Below are 16,508 nucleotides of genomic sequence, written 5' to 3' on the forward strand. Positions count from 1 at the left end.
TTATGCCTCCTTCGCGCCGGTGAGCGCGGCATGGATGTCTTCGGCGGCGTCGCGGCCTTCGGCCACCGCCGTCACGGTGAGATCGTCGCCCCCCGAGGCGCAATCGCCGCCGGCCCAGACGCCCTTGACCGAGGTGCGGCCCGGCCCGGTGACGGCGATCTTGCGGCCCTCGAGCGTTGGGAGCCCGTCGCCGGTGAGCGTCTGGCCGATGGCCTTGAACACCTGATCGGCAGGCAGGCGGAGCGTGTCGCCTGTGGGGGTGAGCGCGTCGTCGGTATAGGCAAACTCGATCTCGCGCACCGCGCCATTGCCATGGATCGCCACGGGCTGGGCGTTGGTGACGATCCGCACGCCTTTGGAGGCGGCGAGATCCTGTTCATAGCGGCTGGCGTTCATCCGGTCGCGGCCCCGGCGATAGACGAGCGTGACGTTGAGCGCGCCTAGAAGCTTGGCCTGCACGGCGGCATCCACCGCCGTCATGCCGCCGCCGATCACCACCACGTCGCGGCCGATAGGGAGCCCGGTGAGGTCGCTGCTCTGGCGCAGTTCGGCGATGAAATCCACCGCGTCGCGCAGCCCGTCGCGGTCTTCGCCCTCAAGCCCGAGCGCGTTGACCCCGCCGAGCCCGATGCCGAGAAACACCGCGTCAAAACTGTCGCGCAAGCTGTCGAGCGAAAGCCCGTCGCCAAGCCGCTGCCCGGTTTCGAGCGTGATGCCACCGATCTGCAAGAGCCAATCGACCTCGCGGGCGGCGAAATTATCGGTGCTCTTATAGGCGGCAATGCCATATTCATTGAGCCCGCCGGGCTTGGGCCGCGCATCATAGAGCGTCACGTCATGGCCATGGAGCGCAAGCCTGTGGGCGCAGGCGAGCCCCGCAGGGCCAGCGCCCACCACGGCCACCCGGCGGCCGGTGGCTTCGGCCCGGGTGAAGGGGTGGATGTTGCGCGCCATCACCGTGTCGGTCGCATAGCGCTGCAGCCGTCCGATCTCGACCGGCTTGCCCTCGGCCACTTCGCGCACGCAGACCTCTTCGCAGAGCGTCTCGGTCGGGCAGACCCGGGCGCACATGCCGCCAAGGATGTTCTGATCGAGGATGGTCTCTGCCGCCGCCTCGGGCGTGCCGGTGGCGATCTGGCGTATGAAAAGCGGGATGTCGATGCTGGTGGGGCAGGCGGTCATGCAAGGGGCGTCATGGCAGAAATAACACCGGTCGGCGGCCACCACCGCCTCATGCGGATCAAGCGGCGCATGAAGGTCGGTGAAATTCTCGGCATACTCATCCGGGGCCAGACGCGCGGCGGTGATGCCGGGGGTCAGGGGGCTTGGGCTCATGGTCTTCCTCCACTGGCTGGCTATGTTTTTTCTTTTCAGTAAAGCACAGATTGAAATTTTATCAATTGGTAAAATTATTGCGAAATCCGGTGGATAGTTTCACGGCTGCGGGGTGCCCATCCGTGCGCGAGCGCGGAGGCTGCGCGAAGGCCCCGGCTTGAGCCAGCAGGTCATTCCCGTTAACCATTCAATGTATGTTCACGAGTTTAAAGGTTGAGAGAATGAAAAAAGCTTTTGTAATCGGTGGCTTGCTGGTTGCCGCGGTTTCGGTGTCGGGCTGTGCAACGGTCACGCGCGGCAAGACGGATACGGTGACTTTCACGTCGAGCCCCTCCGGTGCGGCGGTAAAAACCTCTATGGGAACCACCTGCCAAACCCCCTGTCATATGGAAATTTCGCGCAAGCAGGCCTTTTATGCCGCTTTCACCAAGGGCAAGAAAACACGTCAGGTCCGGGTGAACCCCACGACCTCGGCGGAAGGGGTGGCCACCGGAGCCGGCAATGTGATCGCGGGCGGCCTCATCGGTATCGCGGTTGACGCGTCCTCCGGCGCGACGCTCGACCATGTGCCGAACCCGGTTCACGTCGATTTCAGTCAGCCGCAGGCTAAGGCGCAGCAGGTTGCAATGGAGCATTACAAAAAGGTCAAAGCGGCCAAACAGAAGAAACCGGCCAAATCAGAGTAACCGAGGCAGAGTAACCGAGGCAGAGTTACTGGGGCAGCGCTATCGCCCGCCGTCGTGATCGAGACGCTGGCGCGCGATATGGGCGTTGCGGTCGGCCAGTTGCTGATCGCGCAGCGCCCGTTCGACAAAGCTCAGATGTGCCTCGACAGCGGCGCGGGCGGCCTCGGGGCGGCGGGCCTGCAGGGCGTCGTTGATGGCCCAGTGCTGATCGAGCAGCGAGGCGCGCGTCGTTTGCTGCTGGAAGATCTTCTGACGGTTGTAGAAGACACCTTCGCGCAGCATGTCGAACATCGAGCGCATCATATGCAGCAGCACGACATTATGGCTCGCCTCGAGGATCGAGAGGTGAAAGGCGGCGTCGCGCCGGGCCTCTTCAGCGGCATCGCGCCCGTCCTGCGTGGCCATCCGGTCAAACGCGCCCTGGATCACCGCGAGATCGGCATCAGAGGCCAGCCGTGCGGCGCGTTCGGCGGCCATCCCTTCGAGATCGCGGCGAAAGCTCACGTAGTCGAACACCGCCTCGTCATGGTCGGAAAAGAGCCGGATGAGCGCGGGCGAAAACGCATTGCCCAGCACATCGGCCACGAAGACGCCCGCGCCGGGGCGGGTCTGCAACAGCCCCTTGCCCTGCAATTCGGCGAGCGCCTCGCGCAGCGACGGGCGCGACACGCCGAGCCGCTCGGCCAGGTCACGCTCCGAGGGCAGGCGTTCGCCGGGGCGCAGGATCCCGCGCAGGATCAAGAGCTCGATCTGACGGGTCACCGCCGAGGAGAGCTTTTCCGGTGTGATCTTTTCGAATGGCACAGGGCCGCCCCCGATGGACGCTAGAATTGGTCAGATCATATGACCGGTGGAGCGGCGCGACAAGCCTAGCCCGCGCTGGCGCGCCAATGGGCCGATTGATCGGGCAGGAAGGCCTCGACCGCGGCGGTGGCGATCACCAGCGTTTCGCCGGTCTCGGGATTGGTCACATTCTGCCCGCCGCGCACGGCCGTGACCGTGGCGCGGCCGCGCGGCAGCCCTTCGGCCAGTGCGGCGCAGTCGAGCGCCTCGGGCTCTTGCACGCCGATGGTGACGGCAACGCGCATCTCGCTAAAATCGATGCCGGTGCTGTGAAAGATCGGCAGGGTGGAGTGGCGGATCGCATCCTCGATCGCGCGGCGGGCGGCTTTTTGGTAATCCATCCCGTGCAGATCATTGCCCATGCCCATTTCGATGATGAAACGCTGATCGCTCATGCCGAGGCCTCCGTGACTTTTTCCATGTCGAAGCTCACCGAGATGGCGGCGTTGGCGATGACCGTGGGCAGCCCGACAGGGCGCGGCACATCGAGCCCGCCTTGCACCGCGGTGACCGAAATCTGACCATAGGGAAAGACCGATTTGAGCGCCTCGCAATCGACCGCCTCGGGGTCTTGGACGGCAATCTCGACCTCGATGATCATCGCCTCTTTGGGAAAGCCGAAGAGCTCTGCCATGTTGATCGAATTGTGCCACAGCGCGTCTTTGAGCGCGCGGCGGGCGGCCTCGGTGTAATCCTGACGGCGCAGGGAGGATCCCATGCCGAATTCGGTAAGGACGCGATGTCTTGGCATGTGGGGCTCCCTGTGGGCTGGCGTGCGGTCACGGTGTTTTAGCAAGAGGAAACGGGGGGAGCGCAAGGGGGGATCGAACGAATTCTTAAGAGATGCGCGCTTAACTGGCATGATGATGCGATGGCTTGTGATCATGTTGGGATTGGTCGGCTGCGGCGGCACCGGTGACGGGCTGACGCAGGGGCCCGCGCAACGGGTGTTTGTGGCGGGCGACACGTTCGACATACGCCAGCAAGGGGTGCGGGCCGTGGCGATCCGCGTCAACAGCCGCTGGGTGCCCAATCGCGCAGCGATAGAGGGATCGGCGGCGCGGGCGATCCGGGTGGCAACGCGCTGTGACGTGCTAGCTATGACCGGGGATCAGGCGCTCATCCATGCGCTGCTCGATTGCGGCGCGGATCAGGCGCGGCCCTTGGTGATCGGCGTGCCAGAGCCGTATTTCGATTGCGAGGCCGACTGGATCGAGGAGGAGATAGCGGATTTGACCTGCTACCCCTCGGGCTGACAGAGGCTGCGGCGGGCGGGCGTGTCGGGATCGCCAAAGCCGTCGATCCGGGGCAGATCGTCGCGAATGTCGAACCAGGGCAGCCGTTCCTCGGCATGGACATGGTTTTGCGGCAGCACGGCGTCGGGCCTGTCGAGTGTCGCGATATAGAGATGGATATCGCCGGGATACCATTCGGCGGTAAAGGCCATGGGCGTGCCGCAGCGGCCACAGAAATGGCGGGTGGCGCCGGGGGTCTTTTGATAGGTGGCGGGGGTGGCACCGGTCCAGCGCATCCGATCCAGCTTGACCTCAAAGAAGGCGGCGACAGGCGCCGCGCAATTGCGCCGGCAGCTGTCGCAATGGCAATACCCAGCCCAGCCGACGGGGCCATCTATGGCAAAGCGCACATCGCCGCAGAAGCAGCGTCCGGTCAGGCTCATGTCCGGGTCTCCAAAGTTTTCAGCGGCTCCAGAGATTTCTCCATGAAAACGCTTGTTTCATTCGGGGCATAGTCGCCAAACCGTGCGCAGCGGCGAAAGCCGTGACGTTCATAGAGCCGGATCGCGGCGTCCAAAGCCTCGCCCGTCTCGAGCCGCAGGAGGGGCAGGGCTTCGGCGCGGGCGGTGTCCTCGATCTGACGCAGGAGCGCGGCGGCGACACCCCGGCCACGGGCCGCGGGAGAGGTGAACATCGATTTGACCTCGCCATAGCCGTCGCGCAGCGCCAGCGCCCCGGTGCCGAGCACCTCCGCCCCGTCACGGGCGGCGAAAAAGCGGATGTCGGCGCCTTGGAGATCGGCAATGTCGAGCGCATAGATATCGTCGGCGGGGAAAGTGTCGATCATCAAGCGATGGCTCGCCTCGAGCAGGGCGCGCGGACCATGGGCGGCGGGATCGGCGGGCTCTATGATCAGCATGACGGGGCTCCTTGCAGGCAATATGGGCGGCAGATTAGTGCGCGATTTGCCGCCGGTCCATGACGAAAACGCATGAGAAACGCCCCGGATTTCGCAATGTCTTGTGGATAACTCCGCCGATTTCGCCATATGCAGGGGTTTGCCGTTGACAGACGCCAATCGCGGTCGTCAGATTGCAGGTCAGGCGGGACGCATGGGGACAGCGTCGGGCCAAAAGGCGCAACAGGGACAGGGCAGCAGGCGAAATTGCATTTTTCCAAGCTCAGACTCACCGGCTTTAAAAGCTTTGTCGATCCGACGGATCTGATCATCAATGATGGTCTCACCGGGGTCGTGGGGCCGAATGGCTGTGGCAAGTCGAACCTGCTCGAGGCGCTGCGTTGGGTGATGGGCGAGAACCGTCCGACGGCGATGCGCGGCGGCGGCATGGAAGATGTGATCTTTGCGGGGGCCAAATCGCGCCCGGCGCGCAATTTCGCCGAAGTGGCGCTCAGCATCGACAATTCCGAGCGGCTGGCGCCTGCGGCCTTTAACGATTCCGACACGCTCGACGTGATCCGGCGCATCACCCGTGATGTGGGCAGCGCCTATCAGGTCAATGGCAAGGATGTGCGGGCGCGCGATGTGCAGATGCTCTTTGCCGATGCCTCGACCGGGGCACATTCCCCGGCGCTTGTGCGGCAGGGGCAGATTTCCGAGCTGATCAACGCCAAGCCCAAGGCGCGGCGGCGTATCCTCGAAGAAGCGGCAGGGATTTCAGGGCTTTACCAGCGGCGGCACGAGGCCGAGCTCAAGCTCAAATCGGCCGAGACCAACCTGACGCGGGTTGATGACGTGGTCGAACAGCTCGCCGGGCAATTGGCACAGCTGGCGCGGCAGGCCCGGCAGGCGGCGCGCTATCGCAGCATCGGCGAAGAGCTGCGCCGGGCCGAAGGGATGTTGCTCTATCGGCGTTGGAAGGATGCCGATGAGGCGGTGGCACGGGCGGCGGCAGAGCTGCGCGAGCGGGTGACGGCGGCGGCACGGGCCGAGACGGGCGCGCGCGAGGCCACCAAGGCGCGTGAAGCGGCCGAGGCGGCGCTGCCGCCGCTGCGCGAAGAAGAGGCGATTGCCGCGGCCGTTCTGCAGCGGCTGCAGGTGCAGCAGGACACGCTCAGCGATCAGGAAGCGGCGGCGCGGGACCGGATCGCCACGTTGGCGGGGCGGATCGATCAGCTGGCGCGCGATATCGAGCGCGAGACGGCGCTCAACCGGGATGCGGGCGAGACGATCGAGCGGCTCGAATGGGAGGCGCGTGAGCTCTCCAAGGCGGGCGAGGGGCATGAGGCGCGGCTCGAGGCGGCGTCGGATGGGGCGCATGAGGCGGCCTCGGTGCTGCAAGAGCGCGAAGCGGCGCTGAGCGAGATGACCGAGGATGTGGCGCGGCTCGCGGCGCGGCACCAGTCGGCTCAGCGGTTCTTGCAAGATAGCCGCAAGACGCTTGAGAAGAGCGAAACAGAGGCAGATCGGGCGCGAGATGCCGTGAAGGTTTCGCGCCAAGCCCTTGAAACTGCGAGCGAAGGTTTCGACGCGGCGACCATGGCCGAGGCCCAGGCGCAAGAGGCTGCGCGGGCGGCGGAGGCGGCGCTGGCGGCGGCGGATGAGGCACGGGCCGAGGCGCAGGCGCGCGAGGCGGATGCGCGGGCGGAACGGTCGGAGGCCGAAGGCGAGGTCAATGCGCTCTCGGCGGAGGTCTCGGCGCTGGCGCGGCTGGTGGATCGCGACACCGGCGAGCGTGGCCAGATCATGGACCGGCTGCAGGTCGAACAGGGGTTTGAAAAGGCGCTGGGCGCGGCGCTGGCGGATGATCTGCGGGCGCCCGAGGTCGAGGCCGATGGCGGCTCGGGCTGGTCGCTTCTGCCGGATTATCCCGAGCATCAGAGCCTGCCGGGCGGGGTGCAGCCGATCACCCATCACGTCTCGGTGCCCGATGTGCTGGCGCGGCGGCTGAGCCAGGTGGGCGTGGTCGAGGCGGTGGATGCGCCGCATCTGCAGGCCGATTTGAAACCCGGTCAGCGGCTGGTCAGCCCACAGGGCGATCTGTGGCGCTGGGACGGTTATCGGACCTTTGCGGAAGAGCAACCCTCGGCGGCGGCGCTGCGGCTCGAACAGCTCAACCGGTTGGAAGAATTGAAACAAATGCTGGCCCATGCCAGTGCCAAGGCGGATGGGGCGCGGCAGGCGCATGAGACGCTCAAGACCCGTCTGGCCGATCTGACCCGGCAGGATGCCGAGGCGCGCGAGGCGCGTAAGGCGGCGGATCAGGCGCTCAATGAAGCGAACCGGGCGCTGAGCCGGACCGAGGCGGATCGCAACCTCGCGCAGTCGCGGCTCGAGGCGCTGGGGCTTGCGGTGACGCGCCATGAGGAAGAGGCGATGGCGGCGCGCAAGCAGCTGGCCGAGGCGGAAGGGGCGCTGCGCGAGCTTGGGGATCTCGACGCGGCGCGGGCCGAGGTCGAGGACGTCAAGATGACGGTCGAGGCGGCGCGGATCACGATGATCTCGCGGCGGTCGGAGCATGACGAGGTGCGGCGCGAGGGTGAGGCGCGCAAGAAACGCAGTCAGGAAGTCACCAAGGAGCTGAGCGGCTGGCGGCATCGGTTGGAGACGGCGGAGAAGCGCAGCGCCGAGCTCAACGAGCGTAAATCGGCCACCGAGGAAGAGCTCGAAGAGGCGGCGGCGACACCGGCGAGCCTTGCGGAAATGCGCGAGGAACTGTCTGAAAAGATTGACCAATCCGAGGCGCGCAAGGCGGCGGCGGCGGATGCGCTGAGCGCCGGTGAAGGGGCGCTGCGCAAGGCGTCGGAGGCCGAGCGCGAGGCCGAGCGGGCGGCGGGTGAGGCGCGCGAGGCACGGGCGGCGGGGCAGGCCCGTCAGGAGGCCGCCGAAGAGGCGCGGGGGCAGGCGGCGCATCGGATCGAGGAAGAGCTCGAGACCACGCCGGAGCGCCTGTTGGAGACGCTGGACGCGACCCCGGATGACATGCCCAAGGCCGAGACGCTGGAGGCGGATGTGAATCGGCTCAAGCGACAGCGCGATGCGCTCGGCTCGGTCAATTTGCGGGCCGAAGAGGACGCGCGGGAAGTGCAGGAAGAGCATGACACGCTGGTCCGCGAAAAGACCGATCTGGAGGAGGCGATCAAGGCGCTGCGCAGCGGAATTTCGAGCCTCAACCGCGAAGGGCGCGAGCGTCTGCTCACCGCTTTCGAGCAGGTGAATTCCAATTTCGCGCTTCTTTTCAAGCATTTGTTCGGCGGTGGTGAAGCGAACCTCGTGATGGTCGAGAGCGATGACCCGCTTGATGCCGGGCTCGAGATCATGTGCATGCCGCCGGGCAAGAAACTCGCCACGTTGAGCCTCATGTCGGGGGGGGAGCAGACGCTGACGGCGCTGGCGCTGATCTTTGCGGTGTTCCTCGCGAACCCGGCGCCGATCTGTGTGCTGGACGAGGTGGATGCGCCGCTCGATGATGCCAATGTCGGGCGGTTCTGCGACCTGCTGGACGAGATGTGCCGCCGCACCGCGACGCGGTTCCTGATCATCACCCATAACGCGGTGACGATGAGCCGGATGGACCGGTTGTTCGGCGTCACCATGGCCGAACAGGGGGTCAGCCAGCTGGTGTCGGTGGATCTCAAGAAGGCCGAGGCGATGGTCGCCTGATTTCGGCGTTAACCCATTGAAATCGCTAAAAATGCCATATCGGTATCACGTCGGTATTACGACGGTAACACGACAGTGCGCATTTTGAGGCAGGGCGGCCCAGAAGGGCCGCCGTTAACCTTTCCTCAGAGCAACTGAAATCAGAGCTGCGCCTGCCAGAGCCGGACTTTTAGACCGCCATGGGCGACGGGCGGGCCGGGGGGCGGGAATTTGATCCCCATCGGCCGGATCAGCGAGACATCGGTGGTGACGATGCCGACGCGCCAGCCCGAAAAATCTTCGGTCAATTTGCGGCCAAGGGCGGCATAGAGCGCGTAGAGCATCTTCTTGTTGCCGATGCGGCCGCCATAGGGCGGGTTGATCATCACCAGACCCGGCGGGCCTTCGGGGCGTTGCAGGTCGCTCACCGAATGCTGGGTGAACTGGCATAGGTGAGAGAGACCGGCGCGCTCGGCATTGGCGCTGGCGCCGCGAATGGCGCCGGCGTCGCGGTCGCTGCCATAGGCGCGAAAGCCGGGGTCGGGGTCCGTTGCCTCGGGGGTGATGCGGCGGCGGAAGGCGGCATAGGCCTCGGCGTCGAAGCCTGCCAGATCCTCGAAGGCAAAGCGGCGGGTCGCGCCGGGCAGGAGACCGGCGGCGATGGAGGCCGCTTCGAGCGGGAAGGTGCCCGAGCCGCACATCGGGTCGAGCAGCGGTTCGCGCCCGTAAAAGCCGCAGTCGCGCAGGAAGAGCGCCGCCATGCTTTCGCGCATCGCAGCCTTGCCGACGAATTCCTTGTAGCCGCGCTTGTGCAGCGGCTCGCCCGAGCTGTCGAGCGAGACGGTGCAGAGATCATCCTCGATGCGGATCATCAGGCGCAGCGTCGCCTCGGCGTCGATCGGCACACCAAGGGTTTCGGTGATGGCGGTTTCGACCCGTTGGACGGCGGCCCCGGCGTGGTAGATCTTGGAGCGTTTGCAGGTGGCCTCGACCTTGATCGGCACGTCGGGGCGCAGGTAGAGATCCCACGGGAAGCGGCGGGCGCGTTTGTCGAGCTGGGCCACATGCATGGCGCGGAAGGAGCCGAGGCGGACCAGCACCCGGCCCGCGCCGCGCAGCATGAGATTGGCGCGCCAGACCTCGGACCAATCGCCATTGGCCGCGACGCCGCCCGGTTCGGCGATGACATCGGCAAAGCCCAAGGCGCGGGCCTCGGCCTCGAGCGTGGGTTCAAGGCCGGGAGGGGCGGCGAAGAAGAGCCCCTGCGGCGTGCCATCGGCCATGGGGGCGACGGGCGCGGGTTCAGTGGGGGCGGGCTGGGCCGGTTTCGGCTGTTTCGCCGGTTTGGGTTTGGATTTCGCCTGCGAGGCCGGGTATTTGCTGCCGCGCGCTTTGGGGGCGGGCTTGGCGTGGTTTTGGTCCGGTTTCTGGTCAGGCTTGCGGTCAGGTTTGCCGGTCGGCTTGGCGTCCGCCTTGGGCTTGGCCGCAGGGCTGTCGGAGCGCTCGGTACTCTGCGCCGGGCGCGGCGGTTTGCTCACCCGCCGCCCGGGGTTGGCGAGCGGGTTGGCTTTGCGCTTGGGGCTGTCGGGGGTACCAGTTGGGCCAGTGCCAGTGGGGCCAGAGCCGGTGGGGCCAGCGCCCGCCGGGCCGCGCCGTTTCTGGCGCGGTTTGCGGGGCGTGTCGCCAGCGCGGGTTTGGTCGCGGCGGTTTTGATCGGGGCGGCCGGGCCGGTCGGGCATCGGATCAGAGCCGGTTCAGGAGCGCGCGGGTCGGCCAGGCATCGGCGGGCAGGCCCAGCTTTTGCTGCACGTCCTGCACGGCGGCGCGGGTGCCTGCGCCCAAGATGCCGTCGATCTTGCCCACGTCATAGCCGCGCTGGGCGAGCTTGGATTGCAGCTCTTTCATCTGCGCGCTCGAGAGGCCGGGATCGGGGTTTCCGGCGTCAAAGACCGGCGCGCCTTGCAGCCGGTTGGCGAAATAGGCGGCGGTGAGCACATAGGTAAAGCTCTGATTCCACTCGAAGAACACGCGGAAATTCGGGTAGGCGATGAAGGCCGGGCCGCCGCGCCCTTGCGGCAGCAGGATCGAGGCGGGCAGGTTTGTGGCGAGCTGACCATGGCGCGGGCGCACGCCCTGCGCGGCCCAGGCGGAGGCGGGTTTCGTGGTGCGCAGCCCGGTCTCAGCCCAGTTCATATTGGCGGGCAGCGTCACCTCTTGCAGCCAGGGCTCGCCCTTGCGCCAGCCGAGATGGGCGAGCATCTTGCCGCCCGACATGAGCGCATCGGCGGCGGAGGTCTTGAGCGAGACATGGCCGTCGCCATCGCCATCGACGCCATTGTCGATGATGTCCTGCGGCAGCATCTGCACCATGCCGATTTCTCCCGCCCAGGCGCCGGTGGTCTTGGTCGGGCTGAAATCGCCGCGTTCATAGAGTTTCAGCGCGGCAAAGACCTGGGGCCGGAAGAGCTCGGGCCGGCGGCAATCATGCGAGAGGGTCACCAGCGCGTTGAGCGTGTTGATATTGCCTTGGAAGCCGCCGAAATCCGTCTCGAAGGCCCAGAAGGCCAGAAGCACGCCGCGATCGACCCCATAGGTCGCCTCGATCCGGTCAAAGAGCCGGTCATAGGATTGTGCCTTGGCGCGCCCGGTGTTGAGCCTATTGGCCGAGATCAGGTGGCGGGCAAATTCGGTGAAATCCTTCTGAAACACGCCTTGTTGGCGGTCCGCCTTGAGCACCGCCTGATCCTGACGGGCGGAGGCAAAGAAGCTGTTGACCGTGGCCGCGGCATGGCCGCGAGCGATGGCCTCGGATTTGAGGCCTTGGACGAAACTTGCAAAGCTGCCGCCGCATTGTTGGGCCGAGGCCATCGAGCCGAGCGTCAGCCCGGCGGCGGTGAGAAGAGAGAGAAAACGCATGGGATCACCTTGTCTAGCACAGGGGGGTCTGAAACCGGGGCTCGGGTCGTCTGTTAGCGGGCAACCTAGTGCGCGGGTCACCCCAAGACAACCGCGGCCAGCGCCAGAGCGCCGGTGAGCACCGCCCAGACCCGCCACAGGGCGCGGGCGCAATCGCTGATGCTCTGGGCCTCGGGGGTGCGATTGCCGTCCGGGTGGACGAAGGGATAGTCCTGCATTTTGCCGCCATAGCTGCGCGGGCCGGAGAGGGCGATGCCGATGGCGCGGGCCATGGCGGCCTCGGGCCAGCCGGCGTTGGGCGAGCGGTGGCGGCGGGCCTCGTCGCGGATCGCGGCCCATTGGCCGAGCTGGCCATGGGTGAGTGCGATGAGCAGCGCGGTGAGCCGGGCGGGCGCGAGGTTGAGCAGATCGTCAAAGCGGGCGGCGGCCCAGCCGAACGCCTCGTGGCGCGGGGTGCGGTGGCCGATCATGCTGTCGGCGGTGTTGGTGATCTTGTAGACCAGAAGCCCCGGCAGGCCGGCGATGAGGAACCAGAAGGCGGGGGCGATGAGCCCGTCGGAGAAATTCTCGGCCCCGGATTCCACCGCGGCGCGGATGATCGCTGGGTCGTCCATCGCGGCGGTGTCGCGGCCGACGATCATCGCCACGGCGCGGCGGCCGTCCCCGGTCGAGGTGCGCAGACCTTGGACCACCGCCATCAGGTGATCGATGAGCGAGCGATGGGCGAGCAGGATCGCGGCGAGGATCAGCTCGACCAGCGGGCCAAGGAGGCTCAGGAGCCAGCCGAGGAGCCAGGCGCCCAAGACCATGAGCGCCAAGGCGAGCAGGCCCTTGAGGCGTCTCGCTGTGCCATGGTTGAGCCGGGTGTCGAGTGTGCTCACCACCCGCCCCATGAGCACCGCCGGATGTGGCACCCGCGACCAGAGCGCGCGCGGCTCGCCGAGGAGCGCATCGAGAATGAGCGCGAGGGGCAGCAGGCAGATCGTGCTCATGACAGGACCCCGGCGGGGGCGTCAGCGGGCAGCTCGGCAGGCAGATCGGCAAGGGCTGTGGCGATCCGGTCCCAGCCGTCCTCTGGCGGCAGGCCCAGCCGCAGCCAGCGCGGCGCATAGGGAAAGGCACGGCTCCAGATATGGTGGCGGGCCAGATGCTCTTGCCAATGCCCGGCCTCCGAGACCTCGTAGAGCCGGAAGAGATCGGTGCCGCCAAGCCCCACGGCGCCCGCGCCCTGCATCAGCCCATCGAGCCGCGCCGCATCGCGGGCGAGCCGGGTGCGCGTCGCCTCGGCCCAAGCCTGATCCGAGAGCGCCGCAGTGGCAATCGCCAGCCCCGGACCGGAGACCGGCCAAGGGCCAATGAGTTCTGCCAAACGCTCGGTGAGATGGCGCGGCCCGATGGCAAAGCCGAGCCGCAGCCCGGCCAGCCCCCAGAACTTGCCAAAGCTCTTGAGCACGAGGTGATCGCCCTCGGGCAGATGCGGCAAGAGCGAGCGCTCGGGCGCGATGTCGCAGAAACTTTCATCCACCACCATACGCGGCGCGTCGAGCATCTCGACTCCATGCCAAGTGCCGGTGGGGTTGTTGGGATGGACGATGACCCGCAGATCGGGCCGGTCCTCGGTCAGGGTGTCTTCGGTCAGGGTCCAGCCATGGGCCGCGAGGCTCGCGCCATGTTCATTATAGGTGGGGGCGGGCACATGGGCGCGGCCGCCCGTCTGCCCGGACCCGAGCCCGGGCCAGAGCGCCGGAATACGGGCGATGAGCGCCGAAGCGCCGGGGGCCGCGACGATGCCCAGCCTGTCGGGTACCTGCCAGAGCGCGCGCGCCGCCGCCAAGAGCCCCTCCATCGCGCCGGCATCGGGCAGCGCGGTCCAGGCGTCATAGGGCAGCGGGCCGACGGGGTAGGGCGTCGGGTTGATCCCGGTCGAAAGATCGAGCCAGCCGCGCCGGTCGCCACCATGGCGGGCGATGGCGGCATCGAGCCCGCCGCCGTGATCGCGCGGGGTCTGAACGGGCAGGGGCGTGGTGGCATCGGGCATGGCGGCTCTCCTTGCCGCTATTGAGCCGATTCTCGGTGCATAAACAAGTCGCGGATGCGGCATCGGCCCTCGCGTCAGCAGGGCGGATTAGGGATTTGCGCAAATTTGATCTATCGTCGCGCGCAAGGGAACGAGTGAATGAATGTTTTGTTAGTGCAATCGGATCCGCAGCTGGCCAGCCTATGGGCCGGGCATCTGGCGGAAGAAGGGATCAACGCCGCGATGGCGCGGGGCCAGCGCGAGGCGGTTCGGCTCTTGCAGACGCAGGGCTTTGCGGCGGTGGTGCTCGATCTTGATCTCGAAGAGGGCTGTGCCCTCGCGGTGGCCGATCTCATCGCCTATCGCTGGCCGAGCCTGCCCATCCTTTTCGTGACGGGCAGGGCGATGTTTGCCGATGGCTCGATCTTTGCGGTGAACGCCAATGCCCGCGCCTATCTGCAGCGCGATGTGGCGCCCTCGGACCTCACCACCTTGGTGATGTATTTCGGCGGCTACTGGGCCTGAGGGCGGGTCTCACCCTAACTTGCGGCAGTCAGGCGCTCGCGGCCATGCGGGGCGGAGAAATCCGGATCGGGGTTGATCGGGATGATCCGATGCGGGTTCACCGTGTCATGGCTGTAGTGGTAGTGGCGCACGATATGGTCGAAATTCACCGTCTCGGCCACGCCCGGCCATTGGTAGAGCTCGCGCAGATAGGCCCAGAGCGCCGGATAGTCGGTGATCCGCCCCCGGTTGCATTTGAAATGGGTGTGATAGACCAGATCAAAGCGGATGAGCGTGGTGAAGAGCCGCCAGTCGGCCTCGGTGATCCGTGTCCCCATCAAATAGCGCCTGTGGCTCAGCCGCTCTTCGAGCCAGTCGAGCGTGTCGAAAAGCGGATGCACGGCGGCATCATAGGCCTCTTGGCTGGTGGCGAACCCGGCCTTGTAGACGCCATTGTTGAGCGTGTCATAGATCCGGTCATTCACCGGCGCGATCTCGGCGCGCAGATCCTCGGGCCAGTAATCGTCGCGATTGCCGGTGAGTGCGTCAAAGGCCCCGTTGAACATGCGGATGATCTCGGCGCTCTCGTTTGACACGATGGTGTCGCGCTCGCGGTCCCAAAGCAGCGGCACGGTGACCCGGCCGGAAATGCCGGGATCGGCCCGGGTGTAGAGATCGCGCAGATAGGGCAGGCCATAGAGTGTGTCGCCGGTGGCGCCGGGATAATCCGCGCGCAATTCCCAGCCCTCGCCCAGCATGTCGGGATGCACCACCGAGACGGTGATATGATCCTCGAGGCCCTTGAGGGTGCGAAAGATCAGCGCCCGATGCGCCCAGGGGCAGGCAAGCGAGACATAGAGATGATAGCGCCCGGATTGCGCGGCAAAGCCACCCTCGCCCGAGGGCCCCGGCGCGCCATCCGGGGTGATCCAGTTGCGAAACCGCGCGCTGTCGCGCTTGAACGCGCCGCCGGTGGCGGAGGTGTCATACCAGCTGTCGCGCCAGATGCCGTCAACGAGTTTGCCCATGGGATCGGTCCTTTGGTTCTGTGGTCAGGCTGTCTTTGTCTGCCCCAAGACCTAACGCACCAGCGGGCACAGACCAGTGCCGCGCCCGCGCAGCGAGGGTGCAGAGATGCACAGGCCCCACGGTCACAAGAATTGTCCCATCGGTTAACTTGACTTTCACATCAGGCTGTTATGTCCTTGAGTGTAACACACCGCGATTGGGGAAACGCGCGGGAGGGGAGACTGCCATGACCGATTATCTGACGCCCGAAATCAAGGCTGGGCTGGACCGCGCGCGCGAGCTTGCTGAACGCAAATCCTCGCGGCTGCGGCTGCATTCCGGCGAAGAGATCTACCGCGTGCTGCGCGCCTGGGACGGCGGTTTTGCGCTCGACCGCGAGAGCACACCGCGGCTGCGCGGCCTTGTCGATCTCTATGATGGCAGTCGCCACCTGTCGCATTGTCTGATCGTCGCCTCCTCGGAAGAGGGCGGCGAGCTGCATGTGGAATATAAGCGGATGACCGAGGCGCGTTCCACGCCGCCGCTCGATTTCGCCCGTCCCGACGATGCGCCGGCGGGGCTCTTGCCGCGCCACTGATCGCCATTTGCGCTGAAAGTCCGGCTCTCTGACAGACCGGCCCGCGTCAGGCGGGGCGGTTGCTCGCCTGCGGGGCGAGTGCCTCTTTCTGGTTCCCAAATACCCAAATCCCGCCAGACGCCCGAGGCGCAAACCCCGAGACCTGTCGCAATCATTGGGGTGCAATCAGTCAGGCGCAATCATCCGGGCGCTATCCCCGGCAGCTCAGGGCCGGATCACCACGCGGGTGCCGATCGGGGTGACGCGCCACAATTCCTCGATCTCCGCATTGGTCAGCGCGATACAGCCCGCCGTCCAGTCGCCCTTGCGGCGCAGGATGTCGGGCAGCTTGTTGGGCTGGCCGTGAAAGAAGATATCGCCGCCCGGTGACACACCCTGGGCAGCGGCGCGGGCGCGATCTTCGGCCCGGGGGTAATTGATGCCGAGCGACAGGTGGAACTGGCTCTGATCATTGCGCCGATCGATGCGGAACTCGCCCTCGGGCGTCTTGCCATCGCCTTCGATCTGCTTGTCGCCCTCCGGCGCGAAGCCCAGCGCCACCTCATAGCTGCGCAGCGCTTCGCCCTCGCGGTAGACGGTCATCCGACGCTCGGATTTGTCGAGCTCGATCAGATCAATCGTGCCGGTGAGCGGCGGCAGTGGCGCGGGCGGCGGCGGTGGCGCGATGCTCACGCTGCGCCACAGCGCCACGCCGATCAGCACGACCAGCATCAGCGCCGTCAGGCGGATGAGCCGCCGCCGCCAGGGATGCCGCGCCGCCATCCGC

17 protein-coding genes are annotated in these 16,508 nt (G+C 66.4%); 5 read left to right on the plus strand and 12 right to left on the minus strand.

Annotated features, from left to right (window positions below; genetic code table 11):
* Positions 1-1,335 carry an NAD(P)-dependent oxidoreductase gene (locus WA237_RS13245; RefSeq protein WP_336098202.1) on the minus strand — a complete coding sequence of 445 codons (1,335 nt, stop codon included), beginning with the start codon at positions 1,333-1,335 and terminating at the stop codon, positions 1-3.
* Between the two features lie 221 nt (positions 1,336-1,556).
* Between WA237_RS13245 and WA237_RS13250 the strand changes: the two genes are divergently transcribed.
* Positions 1,557-2,021 carry a translation initiation factor 2 gene (locus WA237_RS13250; RefSeq protein ID WP_336098204.1) on the plus strand — a complete coding sequence of 155 codons (465 nt, stop codon included), beginning with the start codon at positions 1,557-1,559 and terminating at the stop codon, positions 2,019-2,021.
* 39 nt (positions 2,022-2,060) lie between these two features.
* Here the strand turns inward: WA237_RS13250 and WA237_RS13255 are convergent, their stop codons facing one another.
* The 3 genes from WA237_RS13255 to WA237_RS13265 all read right to left on the minus strand — a co-directional run bounded on the left by WA237_RS13255 (position 2,061) and on the right by WA237_RS13265 (position 3,615).
* Positions 2,061-2,825 carry a FadR/GntR family transcriptional regulator gene (locus tag WA237_RS13255; RefSeq protein WP_336098205.1) on the minus strand — a complete coding sequence of 255 codons (765 nt, stop codon included), beginning with the start codon at positions 2,823-2,825 and terminating at the stop codon, positions 2,061-2,063.
* A gap of 65 nt (positions 2,826-2,890) precedes the next feature.
* Positions 2,891-3,259 (minus strand): Lin0512 family protein, encoded by a 369-nt coding sequence (locus tag WA237_RS13260; RefSeq protein ID WP_336098206.1) that lies wholly within the window; start codon positions 3,257-3,259, stop codon positions 2,891-2,893.
* The gene (locus WA237_RS13265; protein WP_336098208.1) at positions 3,256-3,615 is read right to left on the minus strand and encodes a Lin0512 family protein; all 360 of its coding nucleotides are present in this window, start codon (positions 3,613-3,615) and stop codon (positions 3,256-3,258) included. Before WA237_RS13265 ends, WA237_RS13260 begins: the two co-directional genes overlap by 4 nt.
* 133 nt (positions 3,616-3,748) lie before the next feature.
* Between WA237_RS13265 and WA237_RS13270 the strand changes: the two genes are divergently transcribed.
* Entirely contained in the window at positions 3,749-4,120 is a 372-nt protein-coding gene (locus tag WA237_RS13270; protein ID WP_336098209.1) for a hypothetical protein, read from the plus strand.
* Here the strand turns inward: WA237_RS13270 and WA237_RS13275 are convergent.
* Together WA237_RS13275 and WA237_RS13280 are read right to left on the minus strand one after the other, a co-directional pair.
* A complete protein-coding gene (locus WA237_RS13275; protein WP_336098210.1) occupies positions 4,105-4,542 on the minus strand; it encodes a GFA family protein in 438 nt (145 codons plus the stop codon). The two genes, WA237_RS13270 and WA237_RS13275, sit on opposite strands and share 16 nt — an antisense overlap.
* Positions 4,539-5,018 (minus strand): GNAT family N-acetyltransferase, encoded by a 480-nt coding sequence (locus WA237_RS13280; RefSeq protein WP_336098212.1) that lies wholly within the window; start codon positions 5,016-5,018, stop codon positions 4,539-4,541. Before WA237_RS13280 ends, WA237_RS13275 begins: the two co-directional genes overlap by 4 nt.
* 246 nt (positions 5,019-5,264) lie before the next feature.
* Between WA237_RS13280 and smc the strand changes: the two genes are divergently transcribed.
* Positions 5,265-8,720 (plus strand): chromosome segregation protein SMC, encoded by a 3,456-nt coding sequence (gene smc / locus WA237_RS13285; RefSeq protein WP_336098214.1) that lies wholly within the window; start codon positions 5,265-5,267, stop codon positions 8,718-8,720.
* A gap of 140 nt (positions 8,721-8,860) precedes the next feature.
* Here smc and WA237_RS13290 read toward each other — a convergent pair whose 3' ends face one another.
* The 4 genes from WA237_RS13290 to WA237_RS13305 all read right to left on the minus strand — a co-directional run bounded on the left by WA237_RS13290 (position 8,861) and on the right by WA237_RS13305 (position 13,653).
* Positions 8,861-10,438 carry a THUMP domain-containing class I SAM-dependent RNA methyltransferase gene (locus tag WA237_RS13290; protein ID WP_336098215.1) on the minus strand — a complete coding sequence of 526 codons (1,578 nt, stop codon included), beginning with the start codon at positions 10,436-10,438 and terminating at the stop codon, positions 8,861-8,863.
* Between the two features lie 4 nt (positions 10,439-10,442).
* On the minus strand, positions 10,443-11,615 hold the full coding sequence (locus WA237_RS13295; protein ID WP_336098217.1) for a lytic murein transglycosylase: 1,173 nt from the start codon (positions 11,613-11,615) through the stop codon (positions 10,443-10,445).
* 77 nt (positions 11,616-11,692) lie between these two features.
* On the minus strand, positions 11,693-12,607 hold the full coding sequence (gene cbiB, locus WA237_RS13300) for an adenosylcobinamide-phosphate synthase CbiB (protein WP_336098218.1): 915 nt from the start codon (positions 12,605-12,607) through the stop codon (positions 11,693-11,695).
* The gene (locus tag WA237_RS13305) at positions 12,604-13,653 is read right to left on the minus strand and encodes a threonine-phosphate decarboxylase (protein WP_336098220.1); all 1,050 of its coding nucleotides are present in this window, start codon (positions 13,651-13,653) and stop codon (positions 12,604-12,606) included. The genes cbiB and WA237_RS13305 overlap by 4 nt, the downstream gene beginning before the upstream one ends.
* Positions 13,654-13,791: 138 nt before the next feature.
* Here WA237_RS13305 and WA237_RS13310 point away from each other — a divergent pair, with 138 nt between their 5' ends.
* The gene (locus WA237_RS13310; protein WP_336098222.1) at positions 13,792-14,157 is read left to right on the plus strand and encodes a response regulator; all 366 of its coding nucleotides are present in this window, start codon (positions 13,792-13,794) and stop codon (positions 14,155-14,157) included.
* A 14-nt stretch (positions 14,158-14,171) separates the two neighbouring features.
* Here WA237_RS13310 and WA237_RS13315 read toward each other — a convergent pair whose 3' ends face one another.
* Positions 14,172-15,164, minus strand: coding sequence for a glutathione S-transferase family protein (locus WA237_RS13315; protein ID WP_336098223.1), 993 nt, complete (start codon positions 15,162-15,164; stop codon positions 14,172-14,174).
* 227 nt (positions 15,165-15,391) lie between these two features.
* Here WA237_RS13315 and WA237_RS13320 point away from each other — a divergent pair, with 227 nt between their 5' ends.
* On the plus strand, positions 15,392-15,742 hold the full coding sequence (locus WA237_RS13320; RefSeq protein ID WP_009814751.1) for a hypothetical protein: 351 nt from the start codon (positions 15,392-15,394) through the stop codon (positions 15,740-15,742).
* Positions 15,743-15,946: 204 nt separating this feature from the next.
* Here WA237_RS13320 and WA237_RS13325 read toward each other — a convergent pair whose 3' ends face one another.
* Positions 15,947-16,504 (minus strand): L,D-transpeptidase family protein, encoded by a 558-nt coding sequence (locus WA237_RS13325; RefSeq protein ID WP_009814752.1) that lies wholly within the window; start codon positions 16,502-16,504, stop codon positions 15,947-15,949.
* Positions 16,505-16,508: the final 4 nt, after the last annotated feature.

The organism is Roseovarius sp. CH_XMU1461 (assembly GCF_037027165.1).
GTDB classification, from domain to species: Bacteria; Pseudomonadota; Alphaproteobacteria; order Rhodobacterales; family Rhodobacteraceae; genus Roseovarius; species Roseovarius nubinhibens.

Excerpts from the sequence above, each read along its gene's own strand:
- WA237_RS13295 (WP_336098217.1), bottom strand. The coding sequence starts at position 11,615 with ATGCGTTTTCTCTCTCTTCTCACCGCCGCCGGGCTGACGCTCGGCTCG.
- WA237_RS13280 (WP_336098212.1), bottom strand. The coding sequence starts at position 5,018 with ATGCTGATCATAGAGCCCGCCGATCCCGCCGCCCATGGTCCGCGCGCC.
- WA237_RS13325 (WP_009814752.1), bottom strand. The coding sequence starts at position 16,504 with ATGGCGGCGCGGCATCCCTGGCGGCGGCGGCTCATCCGCCTGACGGCG.
- WA237_RS13260 (WP_336098206.1), bottom strand. The coding sequence starts at position 3,259 with ATGAGCGATCAGCGTTTCATCATCGAAATGGGCATGGGCAATGATCTG.
- WA237_RS13305 (WP_336098220.1), bottom strand. The coding sequence starts at position 13,653 with ATGCCCGATGCCACCACGCCCCTGCCCGTTCAGACCCCGCGCGATCAC.
- WA237_RS13320 (WP_009814751.1), top strand. The coding sequence starts at position 15,392 with ATGACCGATTATCTGACGCCCGAAATCAAGGCTGGGCTGGACCGCGCG.
- WA237_RS13315 (WP_336098223.1), bottom strand. The coding sequence starts at position 15,164 with ATGGGCAAACTCGTTGACGGCATCTGGCGCGACAGCTGGTATGACACC.
- WA237_RS13290 (WP_336098215.1), bottom strand. The coding sequence starts at position 10,438 with ATGCCCGACCGGCCCGGCCGCCCCGATCAAAACCGCCGCGACCAAACC.
- WA237_RS13250 (WP_336098204.1), top strand. The coding sequence starts at position 1,557 with ATGAAAAAAGCTTTTGTAATCGGTGGCTTGCTGGTTGCCGCGGTTTCG.
- WA237_RS13265 (WP_336098208.1), bottom strand. The coding sequence starts at position 3,615 with ATGCCAAGACATCGCGTCCTTACCGAATTCGGCATGGGATCCTCCCTG.
- WA237_RS13310 (WP_336098222.1), top strand. The coding sequence starts at position 13,792 with ATGAATGTTTTGTTAGTGCAATCGGATCCGCAGCTGGCCAGCCTATGG.
- WA237_RS13275 (WP_336098210.1), bottom strand. The coding sequence starts at position 4,542 with ATGAGCCTGACCGGACGCTGCTTCTGCGGCGATGTGCGCTTTGCCATA.
- cbiB (WP_336098218.1), bottom strand. The coding sequence starts at position 12,607 with ATGAGCACGATCTGCCTGCTGCCCCTCGCGCTCATTCTCGATGCGCTC.
- WA237_RS13270 (WP_336098209.1), top strand. The coding sequence starts at position 3,749 with ATGTTGGGATTGGTCGGCTGCGGCGGCACCGGTGACGGGCTGACGCAG.
- WA237_RS13245 (WP_336098202.1), bottom strand. The coding sequence starts at position 1,335 with ATGAGCCCAAGCCCCCTGACCCCCGGCATCACCGCCGCGCGTCTGGCC.